25 protein-coding genes and 2 pseudogenes are annotated in these 23,897 nt (G+C 64.6%); 16 read left to right on the top strand and 11 right to left on the bottom strand.

Going from position 1 to position 23,897, the window contains the following annotated elements; translation table 11 throughout:
* The first annotated feature begins 90 nt into the window (after positions 1–90).
* From ASE88_RS05120 to ASE88_RS05110, 3 genes are all read left to right on the top strand, one after another.
* Positions 91–768 (top strand): response regulator transcription factor, encoded by a 678-nt coding sequence (locus ASE88_RS05120; protein ID WP_056476062.1) that lies wholly within the window; start codon positions 91–93, stop codon positions 766–768.
* Positions 755–2,107, top strand: coding sequence for a sensor histidine kinase (locus ASE88_RS05115; RefSeq protein WP_156356924.1), 1,353 nt, complete (start codon positions 755–757; stop codon positions 2,105–2,107). The genes ASE88_RS05120 and ASE88_RS05115 overlap by 14 nt, the downstream gene beginning before the upstream one ends.
* Before the next feature lie 118 nt (positions 2,108–2,225).
* The gene (locus tag ASE88_RS05110; RefSeq protein ID WP_056476056.1) at positions 2,226–2,882 is read left to right on the top strand and encodes a Dps family protein; all 657 of its coding nucleotides are present in this window, start codon (positions 2,226–2,228) and stop codon (positions 2,880–2,882) included.
* Between the two features lie 108 nt (positions 2,883–2,990).
* Here ASE88_RS05110 and ASE88_RS05105 read toward each other — a convergent pair whose 3' ends face one another.
* From ASE88_RS05105 to ASE88_RS05080, 6 genes are all read right to left on the bottom strand, one after another.
* Positions 2,991–3,530 (bottom strand): phosphatase PAP2 family protein, encoded by a 540-nt coding sequence (locus tag ASE88_RS05105; RefSeq protein ID WP_082466232.1) that lies wholly within the window; start codon positions 3,528–3,530, stop codon positions 2,991–2,993.
* A complete protein-coding gene (locus ASE88_RS05100; protein ID WP_082441229.1) occupies positions 3,527–4,075 on the bottom strand; it encodes a class I SAM-dependent methyltransferase in 549 nt (182 codons plus the stop codon). The genes ASE88_RS05105 and ASE88_RS05100 overlap by 4 nt, the downstream gene beginning before the upstream one ends.
* Positions 4,076–4,149: 74 nt before the next feature.
* Entirely contained in the window at positions 4,150–4,809 is a 660-nt protein-coding gene (locus tag ASE88_RS05095) for a tetratricopeptide repeat protein (protein WP_056059417.1), read from the bottom strand.
* On the bottom strand, positions 4,806–5,585 hold the full coding sequence (locus ASE88_RS05090; RefSeq protein ID WP_056476053.1) for an SDR family NAD(P)-dependent oxidoreductase: 780 nt from the start codon (positions 5,583–5,585) through the stop codon (positions 4,806–4,808). Before ASE88_RS05090 ends, ASE88_RS05095 begins: the two co-directional genes overlap by 4 nt.
* Positions 5,572–7,677 carry an AMP-binding protein gene (locus tag ASE88_RS05085; RefSeq protein ID WP_056476051.1) on the bottom strand — a complete coding sequence of 702 codons (2,106 nt, stop codon included), beginning with the start codon at positions 7,675–7,677 and terminating at the stop codon, positions 5,572–5,574. The genes ASE88_RS05090 and ASE88_RS05085 overlap by 14 nt, the downstream gene beginning before the upstream one ends.
* A complete protein-coding gene (locus tag ASE88_RS05080; RefSeq protein WP_082441134.1) occupies positions 7,674–8,204 on the bottom strand; it encodes a thermostable hemolysin in 531 nt (176 codons plus the stop codon). The genes ASE88_RS05085 and ASE88_RS05080 overlap by 4 nt, the downstream gene beginning before the upstream one ends.
* A 245-nt stretch (positions 8,205–8,449) precedes the next feature.
* On the opposite strand from ASE88_RS05080, the gene ASE88_RS05075 reads away from it, so the two are divergent.
* The 10 genes and pseudogenes from ASE88_RS05075 to ASE88_RS19390 all read left to right on the top strand — a co-directional run bounded on the left by ASE88_RS05075 (position 8,450) and on the right by ASE88_RS19390 (position 17,403).
* The gene (locus ASE88_RS05075; protein WP_156356923.1) at positions 8,450–9,052 is read left to right on the top strand and encodes a DUF3833 family protein; all 603 of its coding nucleotides are present in this window, start codon (positions 8,450–8,452) and stop codon (positions 9,050–9,052) included.
* Positions 9,049–9,741, top strand: coding sequence for a VIT family protein (locus ASE88_RS05070; protein ID WP_056059408.1), 693 nt, complete (start codon positions 9,049–9,051; stop codon positions 9,739–9,741). The genes ASE88_RS05075 and ASE88_RS05070 overlap by 4 nt, the downstream gene beginning before the upstream one ends.
* A 40-nt stretch (positions 9,742–9,781) precedes the next feature.
* A complete protein-coding gene (locus tag ASE88_RS05065) occupies positions 9,782–10,282 on the top strand; it encodes a hypothetical protein (RefSeq protein ID WP_200910149.1) in 501 nt (166 codons plus the stop codon).
* Between the two features lie 305 nt (positions 10,283–10,587).
* The gene (locus tag ASE88_RS05060; RefSeq protein WP_056476045.1) at positions 10,588–11,154 is read left to right on the top strand and encodes an RNA polymerase sigma factor; all 567 of its coding nucleotides are present in this window, start codon (positions 10,588–10,590) and stop codon (positions 11,152–11,154) included.
* A gap of 69 nt (positions 11,155–11,223) precedes the next feature.
* Positions 11,224–12,192: a FecR family protein gene (locus ASE88_RS05055; RefSeq protein WP_056476042.1), complete on the top strand. Its 969-nt coding sequence runs from the start codon at positions 11,224–11,226 to the stop codon at positions 12,190–12,192.
* Positions 12,095–14,473 (top strand): TonB-dependent receptor, encoded by a 2,379-nt coding sequence (locus ASE88_RS05050; RefSeq protein ID WP_056476040.1) that lies wholly within the window; start codon positions 12,095–12,097, stop codon positions 14,471–14,473. Before ASE88_RS05055 ends, ASE88_RS05050 begins: the two co-directional genes overlap by 98 nt.
* A gap of 225 nt (positions 14,474–14,698) precedes the next feature.
* Positions 14,699–15,349, top strand: a complete 651-nt coding sequence (locus ASE88_RS05045) for an MOSC domain-containing protein (protein WP_082466230.1) — start codon at positions 14,699–14,701, stop codon at positions 15,347–15,349.
* Positions 15,350–15,644: 295 nt separating this feature from the next.
* Positions 15,645–15,908, top strand: a pseudogene (locus tag ASE88_RS18205) (IS3 family transposase); the annotation flags it as partial.
* Between the two features lie 291 nt (positions 15,909–16,199).
* Positions 16,200–16,814 carry a TetR/AcrR family transcriptional regulator gene (locus ASE88_RS05035; RefSeq protein WP_056476034.1) on the top strand — a complete coding sequence of 205 codons (615 nt, stop codon included), beginning with the start codon at positions 16,200–16,202 and terminating at the stop codon, positions 16,812–16,814.
* A gap of 295 nt (positions 16,815–17,109) precedes the next feature.
* Positions 17,110–17,403 carry an alpha/beta fold hydrolase gene (locus tag ASE88_RS19390; protein WP_235527826.1) on the top strand — a complete coding sequence of 98 codons (294 nt, stop codon included), beginning with the start codon at positions 17,110–17,112 and terminating at the stop codon, positions 17,401–17,403.
* Between the two features lie 276 nt (positions 17,404–17,679).
* Here ASE88_RS19390 and ASE88_RS05025 read toward each other — a convergent pair whose 3' ends face one another.
* Complete coding sequence (locus ASE88_RS05025; protein WP_056476031.1) at positions 17,680–18,057, bottom strand: hypothetical protein; 378 nt, start codon at positions 18,055–18,057, stop codon at positions 17,680–17,682.
* Positions 18,058–18,102: 45 nt separating this feature from the next.
* Positions 18,103–19,017: an MBL fold metallo-hydrolase gene (locus tag ASE88_RS05020; protein WP_056476028.1), complete on the bottom strand. Its 915-nt coding sequence runs from the start codon at positions 19,015–19,017 to the stop codon at positions 18,103–18,105.
* A 183-nt stretch (positions 19,018–19,200) separates the two neighbouring features.
* Between ASE88_RS05020 and ASE88_RS19840 the strand changes: the two are divergent.
* Positions 19,201–19,350 (top strand): annotated as a pseudogene (locus tag ASE88_RS19840) (protein translocase subunit SecF); the annotation flags it as partial.
* Positions 19,351–19,625: 275 nt separating this feature from the next.
* Here the strand turns inward: ASE88_RS19840 and ASE88_RS05015 are convergent.
* From ASE88_RS05015 to ASE88_RS05005, 3 genes are read right to left on the bottom strand one after another with little or no spacing between them, the layout of a single operon-like run.
* On the bottom strand, positions 19,626–20,549 hold the full coding sequence (locus tag ASE88_RS05015; protein ID WP_056476026.1) for an AraC family transcriptional regulator: 924 nt from the start codon (positions 20,547–20,549) through the stop codon (positions 19,626–19,628).
* 17 nt (positions 20,550–20,566) lie between these two features.
* Positions 20,567–20,869 (bottom strand): hypothetical protein, encoded by a 303-nt coding sequence (locus ASE88_RS05010; RefSeq protein ID WP_235527825.1) that lies wholly within the window; start codon positions 20,867–20,869, stop codon positions 20,567–20,569.
* 30 nt (positions 20,870–20,899) lie between these two features.
* Positions 20,900–21,511 carry a TetR/AcrR family transcriptional regulator gene (locus tag ASE88_RS05005; protein ID WP_056476023.1) on the bottom strand — a complete coding sequence of 204 codons (612 nt, stop codon included), beginning with the start codon at positions 21,509–21,511 and terminating at the stop codon, positions 20,900–20,902.
* Between the two features lie 74 nt (positions 21,512–21,585).
* On the opposite strand from ASE88_RS05005, the gene ASE88_RS05000 reads away from it, so the two are divergent.
* Both ASE88_RS05000 and ASE88_RS04995 read left to right on the top strand, forming a co-directional pair.
* Complete coding sequence (locus ASE88_RS05000) at positions 21,586–23,067, top strand: flavin-containing monooxygenase (protein WP_056476020.1); 1,482 nt, start codon at positions 21,586–21,588, stop codon at positions 23,065–23,067.
* Positions 23,064–23,882 carry an SDR family NAD(P)-dependent oxidoreductase gene (locus ASE88_RS04995; RefSeq protein WP_200910148.1) on the top strand — a complete coding sequence of 273 codons (819 nt, stop codon included), beginning with the start codon at positions 23,064–23,066 and terminating at the stop codon, positions 23,880–23,882. Before ASE88_RS05000 ends, ASE88_RS04995 begins: the two co-directional genes overlap by 4 nt.
* Positions 23,883–23,897 lie beyond the last annotated feature (15 nt).

Genomic DNA, 23,897 nt, shown 5'->3' with positions numbered 1-23,897 from the left:
AGGGGTCGGCGGTGCGTCGATTAAATCCGCGTTCAGAGTCTGAACTGCAATTCAATTGACGGCGCGTCCCCCGGCCTGCGAACTGGTCGCATGACGCATATCCTGCTCATCGAGGACGATGCCGGCACGGCGCACGAGATCACGCTCGAGCTGGCGGCGAACGGCTATGCGGTGACGCACCACGCCTTGCTGGCGGATGGTTTCCTCGCGGCGCAGGGGGACGGCAACGACCTGCTGATCGTCGATCGGCAACTGCCCGACGGGGAAGGGCTCGACCTGATCGCGCGGTTGCGGGCCGAGGGCCGGCGGACGCCAGCGCTGGTGCTCAGCGCGCTCGGCAGTCTCGACGACCGGGTGCGGGGATTGCGCGCGGGGGGCGACGACTATCTTCCCAAGCCGTTCGCGCTGGTCGAACTGATCGCCCGCGTCGAGGCGTTGCTGCGGCGGCCCAACGAGACACGCGACACGCGGCTGATCGTCGGCCCGCTCGATCTCGACCTGTTGGCGGGAACCGCAACCCGGTCGGGGCGGGCGCTGGACCTGTTGCCACGCGAGCTGAAGCTACTCGATTACCTGGTCCGCCGGCCCGACCGGATCGTCACGCGGTCGATGCTATTGCGCGATGTCTGGGGCTATAATTTCGAGCCCAACAGCAACGTCGTCGACGTCCACATGGGCCGCCTGCGTCGCAAGGTCGACGGCGAGGGCGAGCCGCAACTGATCCGTAACGTCCGCGGGCAAGGCTATGTGTTCGATGTCCCGCTCTAACCCCCGCGCACGCGCGACATGGCGGTGGGGCGGGGCGATCGCGGCTTTGCTGATCGTCCAGTCGCTGGTCGTCGCGGGGCTGTTTTGGGTGCTGGCGAACGGCAGTCACCGACGGATGACCGAGCGCGGGTTTGCGAGCGATTGTCGCGATCTGGCTTCACTGGCGGCGCCGATGCGGCAGTCGGCCGTCCGGGCGATGCTGACGCGCGATATCCACCGTGATCGCTTCCTCGCGCTGTTTGCCGCCGATGGCAGGCTGATCGAAGGCAACATCGCACGTCTGCCGGTCCCCGAGATCACGCGAGCATCGGTGATCGCCGACGTCGACACGATCGAACTGCCGGGCAAGACCCGCGATACCGCGCGACTGGTCGTGTGCGCGATGCCCGACGGATCGCGGCTGCTTACCGGTGTTGATCTCGACGATGCGGAGGAGGCGTTGCGGGTGGTCGAGCGGTCGCTCGCGATCGCGCTGATCCCCGCGATCTTGCTGGCGATCGGGTTTGGCCTGGCGGCCGGGCGACGCGCGGCGCGACAGGTGGACGCCGTCCGCACACTCACTGCCCGGATCGTCGCGGGCGATCTGGCAGAGCGCCTGCCGGTAGGCCCCGATCCCGACAGTTTCGGACTACTATGCGCGCATATCAACGCGATGCTCGACCGGCTCCAGCTGCTCGTGACCGAGGTCCGCGGGGTCGGCGACGACATCGCGCACCAGTTGCGCACGCCGCTCACCCGCTTGCGCGCGCGGGTCGAACGCGGGCTACGCGAGGCGGAAACGCGCGCGCAGTTCGAGGCGGTCGCCGATGCCGCGCTGGCGGAGGTCGACACCCTGCTCGGGATCGTCGCTGCGCTGCTGCGGATCCGCGAGCTGGAGGATCACGCCCGTCGCAGCCGCTTCGCCGCGGTCGACCTCGCGCGGTTGGCGGAGGATGCGTGCGAGCTTCACCGCCCGACCGCGGAGGATCGCGGGATCGACCTGACCTGCGAGATCGCCACGACCGCCTCTGTCGAGGGCGATGCGAGCCTGTTAATGGAAGCGGTCTCGAACCTGATCGACAACGCGATGAAGTTCGGCCCCGCGGGCGGTCGCGTCCTGCTGTCGTTGCGGCAGGACGGCGAGCGCGTGGTCATGACCGTGGCCGACGACGGGCCAGGCGTACCGATCGCCGAGCGGTCGCTGGTCACGCAGCGATTCTACCGCGGCCGGCAGGATTGCGACGGCGCCGGACTAGGGCTCAGCCTGGTCAAGGCGATCGCCGACCTGCACGACTTCAGGTTGCGGTTCGCCGAGGTCGGCAGTGCCGTCTCGCTAATCGGTCCCGCGTATCAAGACTGAACCCGAATTTAGACAACCAGGGTGCCGAACGCACGTTCAATCCTCGACGAAACGACGCGTAACGAGATGGGGAATTCGTCCTGCATCCGCCGCCGTTCCTCGCTCGAAAGGACGATCCATGCGGTATATTCTCCTGGCTACGGCTTCGCTTCTGCTCGCCTCCCCCGCGCTGGCCCAGACCCAGCCGCAGACCGGCCCGTTCCCACTCAACAGCGTCACCGACCGGGTCCATTCGGGACCGCAAGCCGGCGATTTGCGCAACTCGATCCAAGCCCTGCAGCAGGCGCTGACCGAATTGCAGCAGCTCCAGCTGCAGACCAAGCAGGCCCACTGGAACGTCTCGGGTACGTTGTACTACCCGCTGCACGAACTGCTTCAGGAACATTACGAAGGCGTTGCCAAATATGCCGACGAAGTTGCCGAGCGCCTGCAAAGTGTAGGAGTCTCGTCCGACGGGCGCGCCAACACGATCATCCGGACCAGCCGCATTCCCGAATTCCCGGGCGGTTTCGTCGACGACGGCAAAGTGATCCAGTGGTTTGCGCAATATTACCGCGTTACCAGCGACGAGCTGGGGCAGGGCATCAAAGCGACCAACGATACCGATCCGACCACAGGCAACCTGCTGCAGGAAGTACAGCACGCGATCGACAAATATCAGTGGCAGATGCGTGCAATGATCCAGTCGACGCCGACCGATCCCAATACGGGTGCTGACCTCAACAACGGTCGCACGCTTGCCCCCGCCGGAACGCCGAGCGCGCCGATCAACTAAGGAGAGGGCGAGCGTTGGCGTGGTGCAGTCTCGTGGGGAGGCATCACGCCGATGGGCGATCCGGTGCGCAATCGTGCAGCCTGACCTACCGCGTCAAAAGCGCATGGCTCAGAACCGCATGGCGACGTCGATCCCGCCGCCGCCAAAGCCCGCCCACGGCGTCAGGCGGACGCGGTCGTCGTGGCGCGAGGTCAGCAGGAAACCGCTGGCGCTGCCGATCACCGCGCCGGCAAGGACGTCGTGGACATAATGCTTGTCGGCCCGGACCCGTGCGACGCCAACAAACGAGGCAACCAGCAATGCGGGCAATCCCGCTTCCCAGCCGTAGCGTTTCTCGAGCGATGCCGCCGCGGCGAACGACACCGAGGTGTGGCCGGAGGGGAAGCTCTTGTCGTCGCTACGATCCGGGCGGCTTTCATGGATCAGTTCCTTTAACGCGAATGTCGTGCCGCCAGCGACGAGCACACTGGCACCCGCGTCCAGATCGCCGCGCCAGTCACCCTGAACAGCGGGCACGCCGAGGGCGGCACCGACGAGCAGGTCACGGCCGATATCGCTGGCATCTGCCCAGCCTTTTGGACCGGCGGTGGCGGGGGCGGCCCACGCCACCGGCGCGAGTACCAGCAATGCGATAATCTTGACCTTCATTCCGCCAGGGTCCCTTTTTGCGGTGATTTGTCGAAAGTTCCGATCATACCCGCCACGCCAAACCCCGCCTTAACCGTGGTGATCTCGGCGGTCGGTCCGAGCATGCTCCTAAAGTCCGCGACGGTGAGCAGCCGGTGCGTGCTGCTGCATCCGATCCCCGTGCGGCGCAAAGATTCTGCGGTTGTCGCATAGACTGCGAGCCGTCCGCCGGGACGCAGCACGCGCATCAGTTCGGCAAGGACCGGGCGATCGTCGTGCCAGAAATAGGCGACGTTGGATGCTAGGATGCGGTCGACGCACTCATCGGGCATCGGGATGTCGGTGAACGGCGCATGGTAGAAAACCGCGCCGGGGTTACGCCGGCGGGCGGTGTCGATCATGTCTTGCGAATGATCGAGGCCATAAACCCGTCCTGCTCCCGCTGCCGTCGTCAGCGCGAGGATTGCGTCGCCGGTACCACAGCCGAAATCGAGCACGATATCGCCGCGTCGGACATCGAGCGCCGCGATCGCGAGGCGCGTGGGCCGACGGTTAGCGACGCGCATCGCATGCCCGACTAGCCGACCGCCCACGCCGTTAGGGTTCTCAAGCTGCCGCGCGAGGGTAGCGGCGAGCGGGTTCACGCCGCCTTGAGCTTCGCGTTGATCTTGCCGAGCAGCGCCCGCATTTCCGCACGACGTCCTGCGTCCCAGACCGGGCGTCCCGTGTTCGCCGGCGCTTGCAACCCGCGCAGGACATATTGCTTCGCCTGTGCCGGATGCCCCTCGTCGTTGAGGAAGTCGGCATAGAAGAAGTTGTTGTCGAGGCCGTTCGGATCCTGCTTCAGCGCCGCCTCGAGCAGCGCGCGGGCCTTTGTCGTGCTGCCGAAGCCGATCGGGAACCCGGGGACACGGTAATAAAGGACGCCCAGGCTCATCTTGACGCCGCCATCGGCGATGTTCGGATCGATCCCTTGCGCCCTTTCGAGGATCTCGCGGGCCGACCGGGCAAGACCGAGCTGTTTCAGGACGCTGGCGCGCGCCGCTTCCTCGCTGACGACGATCCCCTGCCACAACAGCGGCTCGGCGCGGCCGGGATAGCGTGCTGATACCTGTGCGGCTTGGCCGGCAAGCGCGTCGAGCTGACGATATTGTTCGTTCCGGTCGGCGACCTGATAGCGGATATGCGCCCACTGATCGTTGATGCGGCGCACCGCGGCGTCCATCGCCGGGTTGTTGCTGGCGTTGGCCGTACCTGCAAAGGCGAGCGCGGCGAAGGCAAGAGCGTAACGAACGATCATGATAGGGCTCCTGAAGAATTGTCCTGGAATAGGCCGCGCGCGGTCAGCACTTGGCTTGCGATGCCGCGATCGACGACGCCCGGCACCATCGCGTTGAGCTGCGTAAAGACGCGCTCGGGCAGCCCGATCGACACGTCGCGCTCGCGCCGCTCGATTGCGCGGAAGATGCGGTCGGCGACGGTGGCGGGATCGTCCGCGGTCATCTTGGTCAGCGCCATGAAACGCTCGATCGTTGCGGTGTTAAAGCCGGTCCTGACCGCTCGCGGGGCGACGTGCGTGACAGCGATCCCGCGCCCGCTTAGTTCGCGACGCAGCGCCTGGCTAAGACCCTTCAGCCCGGCCTTTGCGCTAGAGTAGACGGTGAAATAGGGGTAGGGGACCGAGCCCATAACCGAGCCGATGTTGACGATCTGGCCATCGCCACGCGCGATCATCTGCGGCACGACGGCGCCTGCGAGGATCGCGGGTGCGACCAGGTTGACCGCGTAGCCGAGCGCGATCCCCATCGCGCCCTGCCGCTCGAACGGACCGAAATACTGGAGCCCAGCGACGTTGGCGAGAATGTCGATGCGCCGTTCTGCGAGCGTGCGGGTGAGGTTGGCCAGCGCCTCGGGATCGGCGAGATCTGCGACGAGATGGTCGTCGCAAGCAGTCGACGGGATCCGATCGATTCCTGTTACGTACGCGCCGCGTGTGCGCATTCGGGCCGCGAGCAAGCCGCCGAGCCCGCCGGCAGCACCGGTCAGCAGGATATGGCGGCCTTCAAGCTGGGACACGCGTCGCCTCCAGCTCGATCCCGGCGAACAGCCCGCCGAACAGCGCGAACATCGCGTTGGCCATGTCGATGATCGCGCGCTGGTCATCGGGATCGTCGATCCGGTTCATCAGCGTTTCGAAGAACACCATGTGGTCCTGGTCGAGCGCGCCGTGCGAGGTCAGGTAATGAAACGCGTCGTCGGGCAGTCCGAGCGACGCCTGAACCGCGCCTGCGCCGTGGCTCGCCATCGCGATGCTGGTGCCCTCGAGGACATAGACCATGCCGAAGAAGGCGGCAGGGTTACCCTCTCGAATCGTTTGATAGGCGTATTCGACCATTGCACGCGTAGCAGGAGAGGGCGCTTTACTCGCTGCCACGCTGTCGCCCCCAGCCGCTTCGATGTCTTCCAGGATCCAGAATTCGTGGCCGGTCTCTTCCTCGATATACTCGTCGAGTGCGGCGACCAGGACCGGTCGATGCGAAAGCCGGGTCCGTGCTTCCTGCATGAGCGGCACGGTGTGGCGGACGTGATGGAACGCTTGCGTCAGATACGCGATGTAATCCGCGCGCGTGATCCGTCCGGTCATCCCGGCGACGAGTTGCGAGGTCATTGCAAACCGCGCTTGTGCCTCTCGGGTGTCGGCAACGAGGCGGTTGAAGAAGGGCAGATCTGACTGCGCGTGATCCATGGGAATCTCCTGAGGTGGATAGGCGGTGTCGATCGCGGCGCGGCGGAGGCGGCCGTTGCCGGTGAGAAGTCCCGTCGCGGGGGTGAATGGCGGGACGACCTGCCAGTCCGCGATGTGCGCGTAGGCAGGGAGCGCTTCGTTGGCGGTGGCGACTGCGGCCTCGACGTCCGCGGTCGGTGATGACGGGACGAGCAGCGCGTCGATCGTCGCGCGCCCGTCGCCGCGTACCATCGCCTGGAATATCGCGGGTTGGCGCGTCAATATTCCCTCGACCCATTCAGGAGCGATGTTGCGGCCGTGGCTGGTAACGATGAGTGCGGACTTGCGCCCCTCGATCCAGAGCCGGCCGGCGTCGTCGATCCGTCCCAGATCGCCGGTCGCGAGCGGGCCGGGAGCGCGCGGTGCGCCGACTGTGCCAAGGAAAAGCGGCCCATCGATCAGGATTTCGCCGTCGTCGGCCAGGCGCAGGATATTGGCACCGATGCTCCGGCCGACGCTGCCGCGCGATGACGGATCGCCGTCGTCGAGTGAAACGACCGAAGCGCATTCGGTAAGGCCGTAACCCTGGCGGACCGGCAGCCCCAGGTCCGCCGCGGCGTCGAGCAACAGCGGATCGATCCGCGCACCCCCGACCGCGACTAAAGTCAGGCGTGGCAGCCGCATGCCGGTCGCGCGCATCGCCGCGACGAGGCCGGCAAGATAGTCCGGCACGAAAATCAGCGACGTAATCGCCTGCCGCTCGATCGTGTTGAGGATCGCCATGACGTCCGGGCGGAACGGATCGGCCATGCCGACCGCGGACTGGGGCAGCGCGACGTAAGTGCCACCCGCCAGCATCGTCGCATGGAACCCGGCGACGTTTTCGAGCAGGATCCCCGGGGGCAGCAACGGCAGATGCCGCCCGGCGTGATGGACACCCAGCGTATCCACCACCCCCTGCGCGACGCTCAGGAGATGGTCGCGCGAAAGGCAGATACCCTTCGGGTCGCCGGTCGATCCGGACGTAAAGGTAATGCGTGCCGTGCCGTCGGGCAGCGTGCGGGCGGGTGTGCTGCGTCGAACTTCGCGAACCTGCAGGCTCGGATGGGCGTCCAGCGATACAGCCACCGGCCCCGACAGCAGTATCTCCGCACCCGCCGCGTCAAGTGCGTGATCGGTCTGTGCGGCGGTGAAAAAGGCAGGGAGGGGGATGGTCCGTATGCCCGCTTCGAGCAAGGCGAGGTCGAGGAGACATTCGCTCACGCCCTGATCGACCTGCAGCGCAACCGGGCGGCCATCGGCAAACCGCGCGGCCAGATCCTCCGCCAGCAGCGGGAGCGTGCGCGCCAGTGTCGCCCAGGTCACCGGTTTCGTGCCATCGATTGCGATCGCATCGGGACGGCGTTCGGCATGGCCGAGGATCGCGTCGAGCAGCCGCGTCATGCGCGGACACTCCGGTCGAGCCGCGCGCGACACGTGGCTATGTCGCCCGCACACACGACCGGATCGGTCTGGTAATAACGCCCCCAGGTCTCGCCGGCCGCGCCGAGCGCGTCGATCCGTGCGGGGGCGAGTTCGATCAACTCGAGACCCAGGCGCGCGAACATCGACCGCAACGGCCGGGTCAGTACGGCGACCGCGACATCCGCCTGACCGGCAAGTGCCGCTGCCGCCTCGTGCCACAGAGTTATCGTCGCGCCGGGACGCTGCGAGGCATGGTCGCCGAGCTCGACGACCCGGGCGCGGGGTACCGGTCGCCCGAACCGTTCGGTCAACAGCACCTCGATTGGGCGGTCGAGATACCCCTCAAGAAACAGGGTGCCGGCTTCGGCCAGTCGATAGCCGAGGGTCGCTTGCGGCAAATCAGGCGCACCGACAGTCAGGTAGGTCGGATAATCGCTCGCAGGGATGGCCCCGTGTACGGCGGCGTAACGGTCATGGATCAGCGCGATCAGCGCGGCGTCGTGCATATGCATCCTCCCAGATGCAGATGGGACGCCGCTCGCACGTCACGACCTCAGTCCAAGCTGACAAAAAATATCAGTTAACGACGATTTGACGTCGGCAAATGGGGACAATCGACGATTTAGTTGTCCTTTCAAAGAAGCCGGAGGAATAAATGATAATCATTATCAGCTTTTCGCGCGTAGATCGGTCCCATGAACTTTAGTTTAGGGAACGGGTGGTGGCGCAAGGGTCGTCGATAGCTTAGATATTGGCACTGAGCATAGTATCGGACGTTGCAATCGTGACGTTCGACCACACCGCGCTCCTGCCGAAAGCCCCTGCGATGATGCCGTTCTTGACCTCGAGGCCAGCCGTCGCGATAGCGTTCGCCGTGTTCGTCTCGGCCTGTGCGGGCGCTCCACCCGTAGCCAACACCTCCGGTGCCGCGCCGCGCTTCGTCGCAGAGCGTTTTTTCGCAGGCCGCCTCGATGGCGTCGGCACGCTCAAGATCGTGCTGCACGCGCCGGTCAAGACGCACGTGATCAGCATCGGTCGTGTCGGCGCCGACGGGATCCTGCTGCTCGACCAGCACATCGAACAGCAGGGTAAGCCCGCACGCGATCGGCAGTGGCGGATCCGGCCGCTCGGCAACGGCCGTTATAAGGGTACGCTGACCGACGCCTCCGGCCCGGTAACTGGGGAGGTCGAGGGCAATCGGCTGCACCTCGGATTTTCGATGAAGGGCGGCATGTGCGTCGATCAGTGGCTGAGGCTGTCGTCCGATGGGCAGGTGGCGCAGAACCATCTCATCGTCCGCAAGTTGGGCGTTACCGTCGCGACGCTAGAGGAAACCATTAGGAAGTTGCCATGAACGTCCATAGCGAACGCCATCTCGTCTCGCGGACCGGCTGGTTGCGCGCGGCGGTGCTCGGCGCGAACGACGGGATCGTCTCGACCGCAAGCCTGATTGCGGGCGTCGCCGCGTCGGGTGCGACCACCGGCGCGGTGCTTGTCGCGGGGTCGGCAGCGATGGTTGCGGGCGCGATGTCGATGGCGGCGGGCGAATATGTCTCGGTCAGTTCGCAGGCGGATAGCGAAGCCGCCGACCTTGCGCGCGAACATGCCGAACTCGCCAGCGACTGGGCGCACGAGCATGACGAACTGGCGCAGATCTATGTAGCGCGTGGGCTTGATCCGACGCTCGCGCATCAGGTCGCGGAGCAGTTGATGGCGCATGACGCGATCGGCGCCCACGCGCGTGACGAGCTCGGCATCTCCGAAATCGTCATGGCGCGCCCGGTCCAGGCGGCGTTCGCCTCGGCGATCAGCTTCGTCACCGGCGCGGTCGTGCCGCTCGCGGTCGCGGCCCTCGCCCCGGCGCCGCACCGGCTGGTCGTGGTGATCGGCGCGACGCTGGTCTGTCTCGCGATCCTCGGCGTGGTGGGCGCGAGGGCAGGGGGCGCCCGCCCGTTCCGCCCTGCGGTCCGCGTGCTGCTCTGGGGTGCGGCAGCGATGGCGGCGACCGCCGGGATCGGGCATCTCGTCGGCACTGCGGTATGAGCGTCATGCCCTATGCCAAGGCCAGCCACCGGAGTCCGCGATGAAAGCCCAGACGATGCGCCGTATCCGCCAGTATCATTTCTATTTGGGCATGTTCTTCGCGCCCGCGATCTTATTGTTCGCGCTGAGCGGTGCGCTCCAGACATTCCGCCTGCAGGAGGCGAAGGGCTATGGCGGCACGCCGCCCGGCTGGATCGTCTGGATGGCCAACGTGCACAAGGACCAGTCGCTGCCGCGCGAGAACCGCGGCGGGCCTCTCAGTCTAACGCCGTCGGCACCGCGCGCCGGGGCGGCGTCGGGACCTTCCACCGAGATGTCGTCGGGATCGCTGTCCGGCCCTGCAAGGCGCGGGGAGGATCGACCGTTCGCACGCATCTCGCCGCTGCCCCTGAAGATCTTCGTCGTGCTGATGTCGATCGGGCTGCTGGCGTCGGCGATCCTCGGTATCGTCATCGCGCTCACCAATCGGACGATGCGCCGGACGTCGGTGATCGTTCTCGTGGCGGGAGCAGTGTTGCCGCTTCTGCTCCTGCTGGCCTGAAACGCTGGCGATCCGCCGTCAGCGGCTTGCAAGGATCAGGTGCGGTTCGGGTCAATTACTGCGATCGGCGCGCTGCATCAGCCAGTCCTTTGCGCGCGCGGTGAACACCACGATATCCGCCGGCTCACCGGGCAGCCGCGCGTCGTCCGGCAGCGCAATGACTCGCCGGTCCGTCCGATCGGCGGGCGGCGTGACATCGTTTCCAATATTTCGGACGCGACTTCCTGTTGGGACGAGGGCAGTATGCCACGAGATTGCCGATTCCGGGCGCCAGGGTGACGTGCAGCGATTGCTCGCCAAGGTGAATGCCAGGTTCGGCGCCTGAACCGCGGAGCCCTGTCGTAGCCGACGCCGACCCGATCCCGCCCGCCGGCCTGTCCGCGGTGCTCGCGACCAACCGCTCGCAACTCGTCCGATTCTTCACCGGGCGAACGGGAAGCGTCGCGGAGGCCGAAGACGTGGTGCAGGAAATATGCCTGCACGTGGCCGAGCCCATGACGGGCCCGATCGCGAACCCGCTCGCCTATCTGCACCGCGTCGGCATGAACATCGTACTCGACCGGGTACGGGCCGGCGGGCGACGGCAGCGGCGCGACGCGGGCTATGTCGAAGTCACGACGTCGGTCATGGGCGCGGAGGCGATCGACGATGCGCCGTCCGCCTTCGACGCGGCGATGGGGCGCGAGCGGCTCGACCGGCTCGTCGCTGCTCTGTCGGGGCCACCCGAAGGCGCAATGCGCGTGTTCCGACGGCACCGCATCGACGGCGCATCGCATGCCGAGATCGCCGCCGAACTGGGCATATCCCGCAGCGCGGTCGAAAAACACGTCGCGGTCGCGCTCCGGCACCTCAGAAAGGCGCTCGATGATTGATCGAGACAAGCAACTGCGGTCCGATACATGCGGCGGCGTCTATCATTCGGGTGGGGAAAGGAGGGCGGCATGACGGACATACGCACGGCGATCGACGACGCGGCCTCCTGGCACGCCCGGCTCGATTCGCCGGAGATGGACTGGGAGGCGTTCGGTGCCTGGCTCGATGCCGACCCGTCGCATCGCCGCGCCTATGACAGCATCGCTGTGCTGGACGCCGAGATCGACGAGGCCGCGCCCGCGATCGCAGCCGCAATGCCCGCGAACGACGACATGGTCGCCGAGACGCCGACGCCGGCACGATCGCCGCGCTGGCGCTGGGCTGCGCTCGGCACTGGTGGTGCGCTGGCGGCAGGGCTTGCGGTGCTGATCGCCGTCCCCTCGGCCGATACGGCGGCACAGCTCTACACGACCGGTCGCGGCGAAACGCGCGCGGTAACGCTCGCCGATGGCAGCCGCATGCAGGTCGACCGCGGGTCTCGCGTGTCGGTCAGCGGCGGGACGAGCCCGGTGATCGAGATTGCGGACGGTGCGGCGAGTTTCGCGGTGCGCCATGACCCCTCGCGCCTGCTGATGGTGCGCGCCGGCGGCTATGAGATACGCGATATCGGCACGCGGTTCGACGTCGTTAACGCGCGCGGGCGCGTCGCGGTCACGGTCGCGGAGGGTGCGGTGGACGTCACGCCGATCGGTGGGTCGGCGGCGGACACGACAATGCTGCACGCCGGGCAAAACCTGGACATCACGCCGTCGAAGCAGATCGCCGAGCGCCGCACCGTCGATCCTGCCCGCGTCTCGGACTGGGCCGATGGACGGCTCGATTACGATGGCGCTCCGCTGGCGCTGGTTGCCGCCGACATATCGCGGTATGCCGACGCCCCGCTGATGGTCGATCCGTCCGCGGCGAACCTGCGTTTTTCCGGGGTATTGACGATTGGTGATGGATCGCGGCTCGTCGATCAGCTTCGCGCAGTCCTGCCGATACGCGCTCGTCGCGTCGGCGGCGTGGTGCATCTGGACGCCGCCGCTTCACGCTGAGGCGCCCCATGCTGAGCAGGCCCACGCTGAGCAGGCACGCCCGGGGCTGACGATCCCGGCCGGTACGTTGCGATCGGCGCTGGATGCGCTCGCGCGGCAGAGCGGCATTTCGATCGGCATGGCGGGATCGCTTCCCGATCTGCGCGTCCGGCGGATCGATCGGGCGCGCGATGTCGGCGATGCGTTGCGGCGGATGCTGGCCGGCAGCGGGCTGCGTGCCGTCAGGGTCGACGCAAGCACATGGCGGATCGAGGCGGTTCCGCAAAAAATCTCGCGTTCGCCCCGCCGCCGCGTAACGCCGCCCGACCTCGCCAGCGGCGACATCATCGTCACCGCCAGCAAGCGCGACGAACGCCTCTCCGATCTACCCGCCTCGATCAGCATCGCGGGCGGGCAGGTGCTCGGCCGTCTCGCCGGGCGCCGGGGACTGGTCGACGTGATGGCAAGCGCTGACAGCGCGTTCTCGACTAATCTGGGGCCCGGTCGCGACCGCATCTTCCTGCGTGGCGTCGCCGACAGCGCGTTCAACGGGACCAGTCAGTCACTGGTCAGCCTGTATCTCGACGACGCGCGGATCGGCTATGCCGCGCCCGATCCCGATCTGCGGTTAGTCGACGTTGACCGCGTCGAAGTGCTGCGTGGCCCGCAAGGCACGCTCTACGGCACCGGTGCGCTGGGCGGCGTCGTCCGCATCGTCACGGTCGCGCCCGATCTCGATCGCTTCACCGGTAGCGCAGCGATCGAGGGAACGGGCGTCGCCAACGGTTCGCTCGGCGGTGCGGTCGAGAGCATCGTCAATGTGCCGATCCTGCCCGGCACGCTGGCGTTGCGCGCGTCGGGCTGGAGCGAGACGATGCCCGGCTGGATCGACGACACCGGACGCAACCGCCGAGACGTCAATCGGACACGCCGGATCGGCGGCCGCGCCGCTTTGCGATGGTCGTTCGGCGACTGGCATGCGACGCTCGACGGTGTCGCGCAGCGGATCGATGCGCGCGACAGCCAATATGCGACCGATGGCCTGTCGCGTGCGACCCGCATTGCAGAGCCGCAGGACAATGACTTCACTGCGGCAACGCTCACCCTCCAGGGGCTGATCGGCAAGCTCGACGCGCAGGCGACGACTGCATTCGTCGACCAAGAATTCGGCAGCACCTATGATGCCAGCGTGTTGGCGTCCGTGCTCGGCCCGACGGCGCCGCTGGCCTATATCGAGGATCGCTCGGCACAACTCCTGTCGCAGGAGATCCGCGTCAGCGACCCGACCGCGCGCCATCCGTGGATCGTCGGTGCGACGATCCTGCATTCGACCAGTCGGCTAGACGGCCGGTACTTCTCCACCGGCGGATCCCCTGCGGTGACCGCGCGGCGCGACGAAGAGGATGTCATCGACGCCGCCCTGTTCGCCGAGGGCACGCAGCAAGTGACGCAGACGCTCGATTTGAAGCTCGGACTGCGGGCGTTTTCGACCATTAGCCATCTCGAACAGGTAGACCCCGACCGCGAACGCGCCGCGCGGGTCGGCGTCACCCCTAGCGCGACACTCAGCTGGCACCGTGACGATCTTGGTCTCGTGTGGCTGCGCTATGCGAGTGCTGTTCGCCCAGCCGGTGTCAGTCGCACCGCGCCGATCGCCGATCGCCGCATCCCCGGCGACGAGTTACAGAGCCTCGAATTGGGGTGGCGGATCCGCGTGGGCGGAGATCTTGTTGCGCTACACGGAGCAGTCTTCGGCTCGGTCTGGGAGCATTTGCGCAGCGATACCGTCGGCGCGGACGGCCTGCTCGGGACGGTCGATGCAGGTAACGCGAACAATTACGGGCTCGAACTAGGGGGCCGGCTGGACCTAGCGCCGGTCGCAATCGACTTTGGCATGACGCTCCAGCGCGCGCGCCTGACCTCAACCTCGTCGGTTGCAACGGTCGATGACGATGATCGCCGGCTGCCCGTAGTACCTGATATATCTGCGAGGCTCGCTGCCTCGCGAAACTTTGACGTGCGCGGGCTGCCTGCTCAAGTCTATGCGGCCGCTCGTTATATCGGTCGGACCCGACTGAGCTTCGATCCGTTGCTGGACCGTCCGGCAGGCCGCTATGCGACGATCGATGCCGGTAGCTCGATCGATATGGGCGGACGGCGCTGGTCGGTCGACGTCACCAATCTGCTCGACAGCCGTGGCAACAGCTTCGGCTTCGGCAACCCTTTTACTCTCGGCAGCACGATGCAGACCGTGCCCGTGCGTCCGCGGACGATCACGCTGCGGTTAGCGATTGGGCTTTGAAATGACGTTGCTGCTTACAGGGGGGGGCATCTGGAACCGCTTCTCCGCCTATATGAACGAACGGCCGGAGTAGAGCAGTCGCAGGCAGGCCGGGAATGACCGGTTATGGGTCAGAACGTTTATCGATCCAGGATGTCGCTGAAGCGCTGAATTGCCTTAAATGACCCTGTAGGTGGAACGCGTCGGAGGGTGGATGCGTGCAGGCACAGGCGCTAGGGTGCGTCGATGAGAATCAAAATCCACTCAGTGCAGGTTGGCCGGATTGCGCCACTGGGCCCCGACGCAGTGCCGAGTGGCTTTGTAAAACAGTCAGTTCCGTATCAGGTGGACGTTGCCAAGTTGGGCCTTATCGGAGACGAGCAAGCTGACCTGACCGTCCATGGAGGACCAGACAAGGCCGTTTACGGATATGCCATGCAGCATTATCGGACTTGGCGGGCAGAGTATCCCGAACATGCTGATGCACTGGTTCCGGGAGGTTTCGGCGAGAACCTGACGGTCGACGGATTAGTCGAGGACGACGTGTTCGTGGGCGATGTCCATCGAATTGGGAGCGCGTTACTGCAGGTCTGTCAGCCGAGGCAGCCCTGCTTTAAGCTGGCCTTGCACTTTCACGACAAGCGATTGCCGAAGGCGATGGTAAAATCCGGACGCGCAGGTTGGTACTACCGGGTTCTGGAAGCTGGGCAGCTCACGGCTGGTGATGAGGTGGAACTTGTTGCTCGGCCACAGCATAGCTTTCCCCTGTCTCGACTGATCACTATTATCAACCGCAATGAGGCGACGTCAGCAGAGATCATCGCGCTCGCAGCGATGCCAGAGCTTGCACCGGGGCTCCGCGATTTCGCGCAGAACCGATTGCGCACTTGCGACTGAACGCAGTGGGATCGCATTGCGGTGCGCATATTGGATGCGCCGCCTGCCACTGGAATTAGCCGAAAAGCCAACGCCAATAGTATTCGTTCCCCATTAATTCGTCCCGCGGGGTCGCCGCCGAGCGGAGTGCTGTTGCCGTCGAGTGTAGAGATCTCAAGCGGCAGTTGGTCCTGGCTTCGATCGGGGGATTGGAGTTGAGATCAGAGGCTCATGCCGCCCGACGCCTCGATGCGCTGGCCCATTACCCAGCGTGCATCGTCCGACAGGAGCGAAGCGACCAGTGGGCCGATGTCGTCGGGCACGCTATGGCTATTTCCGGATCTACACCCTGGTGCGCCGGGAAGGATGGGTCGTGAACCACAAACGCGTCTATCGGCTATATCGGAATGATGGACTGAGCCTTCGGCTCAAGACGCCAAGGCGCAACGTCAGCGCTGCCAACCGCGAACGCCAACCTGCGGCACCGGCGGCGAACGAGATGTGGTCGATGGATTTCGTCTCGGACATCCTGTTCGACAGCCGGCAGTTAAGAGCGCTGACCGTGGTCGACGCCTTCACGGTCATGTGCAGACCACCGAGCTTACGGACCGAGGCCGCGATGTGCTTGCCGCCGCGTCCCGAATCGTGGCCGGGGGCGAAGCTCGGCTGCGCGCGGCGTCAGCGCCGCTTGATCCGCAGGCGGTCATTGCGACGTTGCTGAGGTTGGCGAATGCGTTTCGCTGACCCACTACCTTGACAAGCAGGGGTCAGTCAGCCGGTATCATCCGGCACCGGCTTCATGGCATGGTCCGGCATGACCTTGGATAGAACCCCGCAGGCGCGAAGGCGTCACGTTAGCCGTGCAGCGATCATGAACGCGGCCGAAGAACTGTTCGCGGCGCATGGTCGCGATGGCGTTACCGTCAAGGCCATCGCACTGAAGGCGGGGCTCGATCCGGCATTGGTGCGCTATTATTTCGGCGATCGGGATGCAGTGTTCATCGAAATGTTCGAACGCCGCGCCGGTGTCCTAAATGAAGAACGTAACGCAGCGATGGACCGGTACGAGGCCGAGTGCGACGGCCAGTACACCATCAGGGGGGTGCTTACCGTTTTCCTCCGCCCGATGTTTGATGCCGGCTTTAATCGCGGCAAGGGGTGGCGAAACTTTGCCGAGATCGCAGCGGTGGTAAACGCGTCTCGCGCTGGACACGCTTCGATCATGAACGAGCATTTCGACGCGATCGTTGGCCGCTTCATCGACTACCTGCGGTTATTGGCGCCCGATGTGCCGGAAGCATCGCTGTTCTGGTTCTTCAACCACCTGACGGGTGCGCTGACTTACGCGGCCGCGCAAACGGGCCGGATCGACCACCTGTCCGGCGGGATTGTCCGCTCCGACCAGATGGAGCTTGCGCTGTCGACGATGGTGTCGATTTTCGAAGCCGGTTTTGAGGCACTCAGAAAAGCGGCCGTGAATTCATGATTTTGCGGACAGCGGCCTTGCATCGGCATTGATCCGTCGCCGGGCCAGCGCAGACGCAAGTGTTGATCGGCCGATCGTAGCAGCGTGGTGCGGAGCCGTTCGCTCAAAGTCGGGACGAACTGGTCGATCAGCGTCCCTACCGCACCCCTTGCGGCAGGTTCGGGCGGGAAGGGCAGGTGAACCAAGATGGGCGCCTTGTTCCAGCCCGACAGCACTCGACGCAAACGGCTAGCGGCGATCGCATCGGCGACCTAGCCCTGCTTCCCCCGATGGTTATGAACTCGATATCGCCTACATGGCCGGCTTGGGAGCCGAGAAAATTCAGCTCGACCTTATCATCGACTACCGGACCAATGTCGCGTTATCCCCGGCCTTCCAGGACTATCTGCGTCGGCATCGACCGCCCTTGCTCGCCATCTGGGAGCAGCATGATCCTGCTTTCGTCCCCTCGGGCGCCTATGCCTTCAGCCGGGATCTTCCGGACGCGGAGGTTCATCCGATCGACGTCGGGCATTTCGCGCTGGAAACCAGGCATGGAGATATCGCGGCCCGCGTTCGCTATCTATTCCGCCGCAAGTTGGACAGGTAGAGGCCAGGGCGGTCAAGATTGCCGCGCTCCGCTGAGCGCGCGGGCGGTGGCAGCACGGGGCTGCAGACATGCGTTTTGCATCGCTGGTCAGGTCGCAACCCCAGGTTGGGATGATCTGCGGCAGCCGGGGCAGCAAATCGTAGGCAATCAGTTGATCGCCAAAGCCATGCCCTAGCGTATCAAGTACAATTGCGGCGGCCGTGAAAGCGCTTGGCGACGCGCCCACCAAGACGAGGAGGCTCTCCGTCAGAACGGAGGGGGCGTTGCGTCGTGGGATCACAGGTTGGTGCGGCTGTACCGGGTCATCACCATCGAGTTGGGCACGATCATCGACATGAACTTGGTCGATGCAGGTGCGGTCGCGTAGTTCTTCATCGAGGCTTCCGCGTCGGCGACCGATCGCCAGTGTACGATCACGAGCCAGTCGTGATTGCTGCCCGGCGCAGACTCGCGCGACAGGAAGCCGCTGCGTTTGGCGATGTACTGATCCTGCACCTCGCGATCGACCTTGCTGAACTGCTCGGGCGTGACTTCGGGCTTTAGCTTTAGCGTGACGACCTCGATGATCGGCGCGGATGGGTTCGGGCGCGACACGGCGGGCACGGCGATCGCGGCGGCGGCAAGCACGGCCGCGCCGGTGAGCAATTTTTTCATGGACACTGTCGGTTCCTTTCCAGTTTATGGATACGCGTGAAGCGGTTACCGGCGCGGGGCTGCGGCGGTGCAGGCGAAGGGCTGCCCGAACGCGACCGCGTATGCGGTCCGGTCGTGAGCGGGGATAATTGCGATGTCGGGATGCGCGCGGTGGAAGCGCGCTATCGCCGCTGCCTGCCGATCCGCCAGCTCGGGGACGAAGTCGGTTGCGCTGCGCACGACGTCGCTCTTGGGCAGACCGCGGTACGCGGCTTCCAGTGTGTCCGTCGTATCCCCGATCAGGAACACGCGCTTCCCAGGCAGATTGAGGAATACGCCTTGCGATCCCGGCGTGTGGCCGGGGAGCGGCACGACAACAACACTGTGATCGCCATAATAATCCTTGCTCTGCGCGAACCCCATGTACGCGCCGGAATCATATTGGATTCCCTGCAACCGCGACGACAGCCTGTCCGCCATAGACGGTGGCACGATGGTGGGCGACTTGGTCTGTGCCTTGATCCACTGCTTCTCCGCGGCCGAGACGAGCACCGGCGCCGTTAATGTCAACGCGCCGCCCATGTGGTCATAGTGCGCATGGGTGATTAGGATAGCCTTGAGATCGGCGCCGCCTTCACCTGCCTTTGCCAGCGCTTGCGGCGGATAGATCCGGCTTTCTGCCGACTTGACGATGCCCTGTCCGAAAGTGCGCTCGTTCTTCGGCAGCTCATTCACCTCGGCAAGCGCATCGGGACTTAGCCCGGTATCGATCAGGATGTCCCCCTTGGGGTGGCGAACCAGCACACCCGAAAAGGTGCTGTGCCAGACCTTCATTTCGGTGATGCCTTGCCCTCCCATCGCGCCGGGCAGGTCAGTCGCCGAATATTCGATCCAGCATACCTGCGGGATAACCTTGCCCGGCGCCGCGCCGGCGGTGATCGGTACAAGGGCGAGCAGGGCAAGAGTCAAAGCCAGGCGCATCGTCGTCTCCGGAAGGTTCCTAGTCGCCAAAGTCTCCATAGAATTAAAAGTTCCTCCTGAAAGGAACTATTGTTCTTGCTTCTATCGCACGCGGCGTAAGCGTCCGCTCTGGCCACCGCTAATCGCGCCCCCCGAGCAGCATCGACAAATTTGCCGGCGTTAGCATCACCCTGTCGATCGCGGTTTCACGCGGCAATGCCTCCAGGCATCGTTGTGGGGACGTACTCGTCAATCTACGTGTCTTCGTCGCTACTGATTACGCTGGGGCTGCGGGCCGATCCTACACCCCGCAAGGGTGGCCTGCAGGATGGCGCCGAATGGGTTGGTCCAAAGGTAGAGCGCGAATTCGAATTAACGCATAATATTCCGAGCAGTGTGAAGCCCGAGAAACCCCTTGGACGCCGTCCAGGAGGGGTTTCTCGGGCCACTGCGTCTATGAGACGTCATCGGTATGCGATCTTCGTATCAGAGGCGAAGGTGGCCTTCGTGGGGGATCGCCATTCCAAATTGGCATCGTTTGCAAGCAACCTTGTTTTAGCGGGCCCTCGCCATCCGGTGTATGAACGAGCGTCCGAAGTAAGGGAGCGGAGAGGGCTGGCTGACGTCGACTAGTGGGTCAAACGAAGCTCTTCGTTTGAGGCAGCTAGGGCGCGGTTACTTTCGCCTGCTACCTTGGTGCTTTTTACATCACGGGACGGCGCGGAACCAAATAGGCGGGCGTACTCCCGGCTGAACTGGGATGCACTTTCGTAGCCCACCGCAAAGCCAGCTGCTGCGACGTCGCGGCCGGCCAGGATGAGCCGACGAGCCTCCTGAAGCCACAGGCTCTTCTGGTACTGCAGCGGGCTCATCGCCGTTGCCGTGCGAAAATGCCGGTGTAACGACGCCGGGCTCATGCCGGCCTCTTTGGCCAGCGCCTCAACGCGCAACGGCCTATCGAACTGATCGCGGATCAGTACGATCGCCCGGCGTACCTGCGAAAGCCGGCTGTCAGCGCGCGCGATCTGCTGGACGATTGCCCCCTGCGGCCCCTGAAGTAGACGATAGAGGATCTCTCGTTCGCAAAGCGGGGCCAACACGGCAATATCCTGTGGCGTATCGAGGAGCCGTAAGAGACGTAGCCACGCGTCGAGCAGTTCCGACGTGACCGGGTTCACTGCAAACGCGGGTTCGGCTGTAGGGGAGGGCACGTCCGCCTCGCTGAGAACGGATGCGAGCTGGTCACTGTCGAGGTCGAGGCTGACTGCAAGATACTGCTCGTTTGGCTGATCGAGTTTGACGCAGCCGGAAGCGGGGAGTTCGACTGTAGCGATGAAATAGCTGGCCGGATCATACCGAAGCCGGCGGTCGCCGATCGCGATCTCCTTTGCGCCGCTTAGGATCAACGCCATCATCGGCTGGTAGACGCCTGATACCGGCTGTGGCGCGGCGCCGTCCTTGTACAGCGCGACCCGTGGCAAAACGCTTGACTGATATCGGCCGGGTGTATGGCGGCTGACGATACCGCGCAGTTCTGTAAGCGTGTCGTGCATGCGACGAACATGAGCGGTCACGTCGCTTCAGACACCCTCATGGATTTCAGCTCGCCATGTGCGCGGTCCAGTTCCTTGAGCGCTCCGAACCCGACCAGGGCTTTGTCGTTCCATGCCGTCCAGAAGGTGACGCTAGCTGCTGAAAGGCCTGACGCATCAAGTGCAAAGGCGTGATCGGCCATTACGCCCTGCAACTCTCGCAGGTGATGGTCCAGTAGATCCGTGACGTATGGTGCCTTTGGATCGTCTACCCGTATTTGCATTTCACTATTGCCCCCAAGAGTGATGACAAGCGCTCGGCCGGTTGTGCCGGCATTCATTGTCAAAGCGTAGCCTTTCAGCTGCGCACGTTAGTCGCTCGGCCGTGCCGTTACGCATAGTATCCACGCCGCGGCGACAACCTCCTCCAATGGGCACTTATAGTTCTCGGCGCCCCAGGCGAGGGCAATGTGTAACAGCCCTCCTTCGACACCGCGTCGGAGCATCGCATTGACTTTGACGGGGCCGCGATCATCAGGATCGAGGGCCGCAAAGAGCGGCTCGGAGAGGTCATGCATCGAACGGCGAATTGCCTCGTCGATCAACGGATCTACGCCGACGATTTCAACAAGGAACACGCGTGCCGTGGTGGGATTAGCGCGTAGCGTCGCGAAATATGCGCCCAGCATCCGTCGGGTACGATCTTCAGTCGGTAGGGTGGGATCGTCGGCCACAACGATCTGCGTCAGCACTGCGGCGATCACCTGATCGAACGCGGCGAGTAGCAGCGCCTCGCCATGTGCAAAATTTTCGTAGAAATAGCGTTCGGTAAGGCCTGCCTCGCGACAGATCGCGCGCACGCCCGTGCTGTGGAACCCCTGCGAGCCGTACAGGCGCACGGCCGCCTGTATCAGCATTGTCCGCCGCTCAGCCCGTCGAGCGTCCAGCGTCTGCCCGGTCCACCGTTTTGTCGTCGCCGTCATCAGGGCAGAGTAGCGATATTGACAATGACAACAAGCATTGTCATTCGAGGTCGTGAATATGGTGGGAGCGGAACATGACCGGTATGGAGCATCTGGACGTGCTGGTGGTGGGCGCCGGTCTGTCGGGGATCGACGCCGCGTTCTGGTTGAAGACTGGCAATGCCACGCGAAGCTGGGCGATTTTCGAGGGGCGCGATGCGATTGGCGGCACGTGGGATCTGTTCCGCTATCCGGGCATTCGCTCGGATTCGGACATGACGACGCTGGGCTTCCCATTCCGTCCGTGGCGAGGTGAGAAAGCGATCGCCGCGGGCGAGGACATCCGCGACTATATCCGCGACACTGCGGCAGCGTTCGACATCGACGCCAAGGTGCGACTGCGTCATCGCGTCACTAACGCAGACTGGTCCTCGGCGGACGCGCTGTGGATCGTTTCGTATACCGTCGATGGCATAGCGAACCAGCTGACCTGCCGCTTCCTGTTCCTGTGTTCTGGCTATTACGATTATGCCGCGGGGCATGCGCCGACCTGGCCGGGAATGGACGCGTTCGCGGGACAGGTCGTCCACCCGCAATTCTGGCCTGACGACCTTTCGGTCGCAGGCAAGGACGTCGTGGTCGTGGGTTCTGGTGCGACCGCGGTGACGCTGGTTCCGGCAATGGTCGATCAGGGCGCCGCGCATGTTACGATGCTGCAGCGATCGCCGACATATATCGTCTCGCGACCGTCACGCGACGATCGCGCCGAGACGTTGCGCCGCTGGCTGCCTGACAAGGTGGCGGAGGCGGCGGTGCGCTGGAAGAATATCGGCTACGGCATCTTCGTCTACGGTGTGTCGCGGCGCAAACCACATGTCTTGAAGCAGAAGATTAGGCAACAGCAGCGCGCGATGCTGGGGCCGGACTTCGACATCGCCACTCACCTGACGCCGCGCTACGACCCGTGGGACCAGCGGCTGTGCCTCGTCCCTGACGGCGATCTGTTCAAGGTACTGCGCAACGGGCGGGCGTCGATCGCGACCGATGAGATCGCGGAGTTCACGCGTGACGGTCTTCAGTTGAAGAGCGGCGAGGCCATCCCCGCCGACATCGTCGTGACCGCGACGGGGCTCAAGGTGCAGCTCATGGGCGGCGCACGACTGACCGTCGATGGCGCCCTCGTCGACCCGGGCAAGCGGCTGCTTTACAAGGGGGCGATGCTAGACGGTGTGCCCAATCTCGCTTTCGCGATCGGCTACACCAACGCGTCCTGGACACTCAAATGCGACCTGACGTCGCAGTTCGTCCGCCGCCTGCTCGATCATATGGATCGGCGCAAGATGGACAGCGTCGTGCCGGTCGCCCCGCCATCGACTGCGGGCGACGAACCGATCCTCGACCTGAGCTCCGGGTATGTGCAGCGGGCGGCAGACGTTCTTCCTCGACAAGGCGCGAGCGCACCGTGGAGGGTGAAGCAGAACTACCTCCGCGACCTATTGGCGTTCCGCACTGGTCGTATCGACGACGGTGTTCTGCGCTTTGGGCGGCGTGGTCTGACCAGAAAGAACGCAGCATGAGCGCCCGGATGGAGCTTGCCGGCAAGGTGGCGGTAGTGACTGGGGCAGCGGGCGGGATAGGCCGTGCGATCGCGCGATCGTTGGCTGTGCGTGGCTGTCACGTCGCGCTGGCCGACGTGAATGAGGACGGGTTGGCCGAAACCGTCGCACTGATCGGCAACAGTGTCCGCGTCACCCGTCACAGGCTCGATGTTGCGGACCGCGATGCTGTCGCCGCCTTTCCGGCTGTGGTTCTCGCAGCCCACGGACACGTCGACGTGGTCGTCAACAATGCTGGTGTTGCCCTGAGCGGTTCCTTCGCACAGCTCACCGAAGCGGAGTTCGACTGGCTCTTGGACATCAACCTGCACGGCGTCGTCCGCATGTCACGCGCGTTCCTGCCGCTGCTACAGCAGCGTGAGCAGGCACAGCTGGTCAACCTCTCCAGCCTGTTCGGAATCATCGCACCACCGGGCCAGAGCGCATATGCTGCGGCCAAGTTTGCCGTACGCGGCTTTTCCGAGGCTTTGCGCCACGAACTGATCGCAGCACATTCGACGGTTGGTGTGACCGTGGTGCATCCAGGCGGTGTGAAGACCGGTATCGCCACCAACGCACGCGCCGGTGCTGCAGTCGGAGTCGAAGAACGCGAGCGGCAGCAGGCGCACTTTTCGAAGGCGCTGAAGCTCAGTCCCGAACAGGCCGGCGAGATCATTGTTACCGGGATCGAGCAGCGGCGAGCCCGGGTGCTGGTCGGACGGGACGCAAAGATCGTCGCGATGATCGAGCGGATCATGCCGGTCGCTTACTGGCGGCTGCTCGGACGCGGACGGTGATGATTGCCCGTGAGC

Origin of the sequence: Sphingomonas sp. Leaf38 (assembly GCF_001421825.1) — a bacterium.
Lineage (GTDB): Bacteria > Pseudomonadota > Alphaproteobacteria > Sphingomonadales > Sphingomonadaceae > Sphingomonas.
Note: the sequence above shows the minus strand (reverse complement) of the source record. Positions and strands in the feature narration are given on the sequence as shown.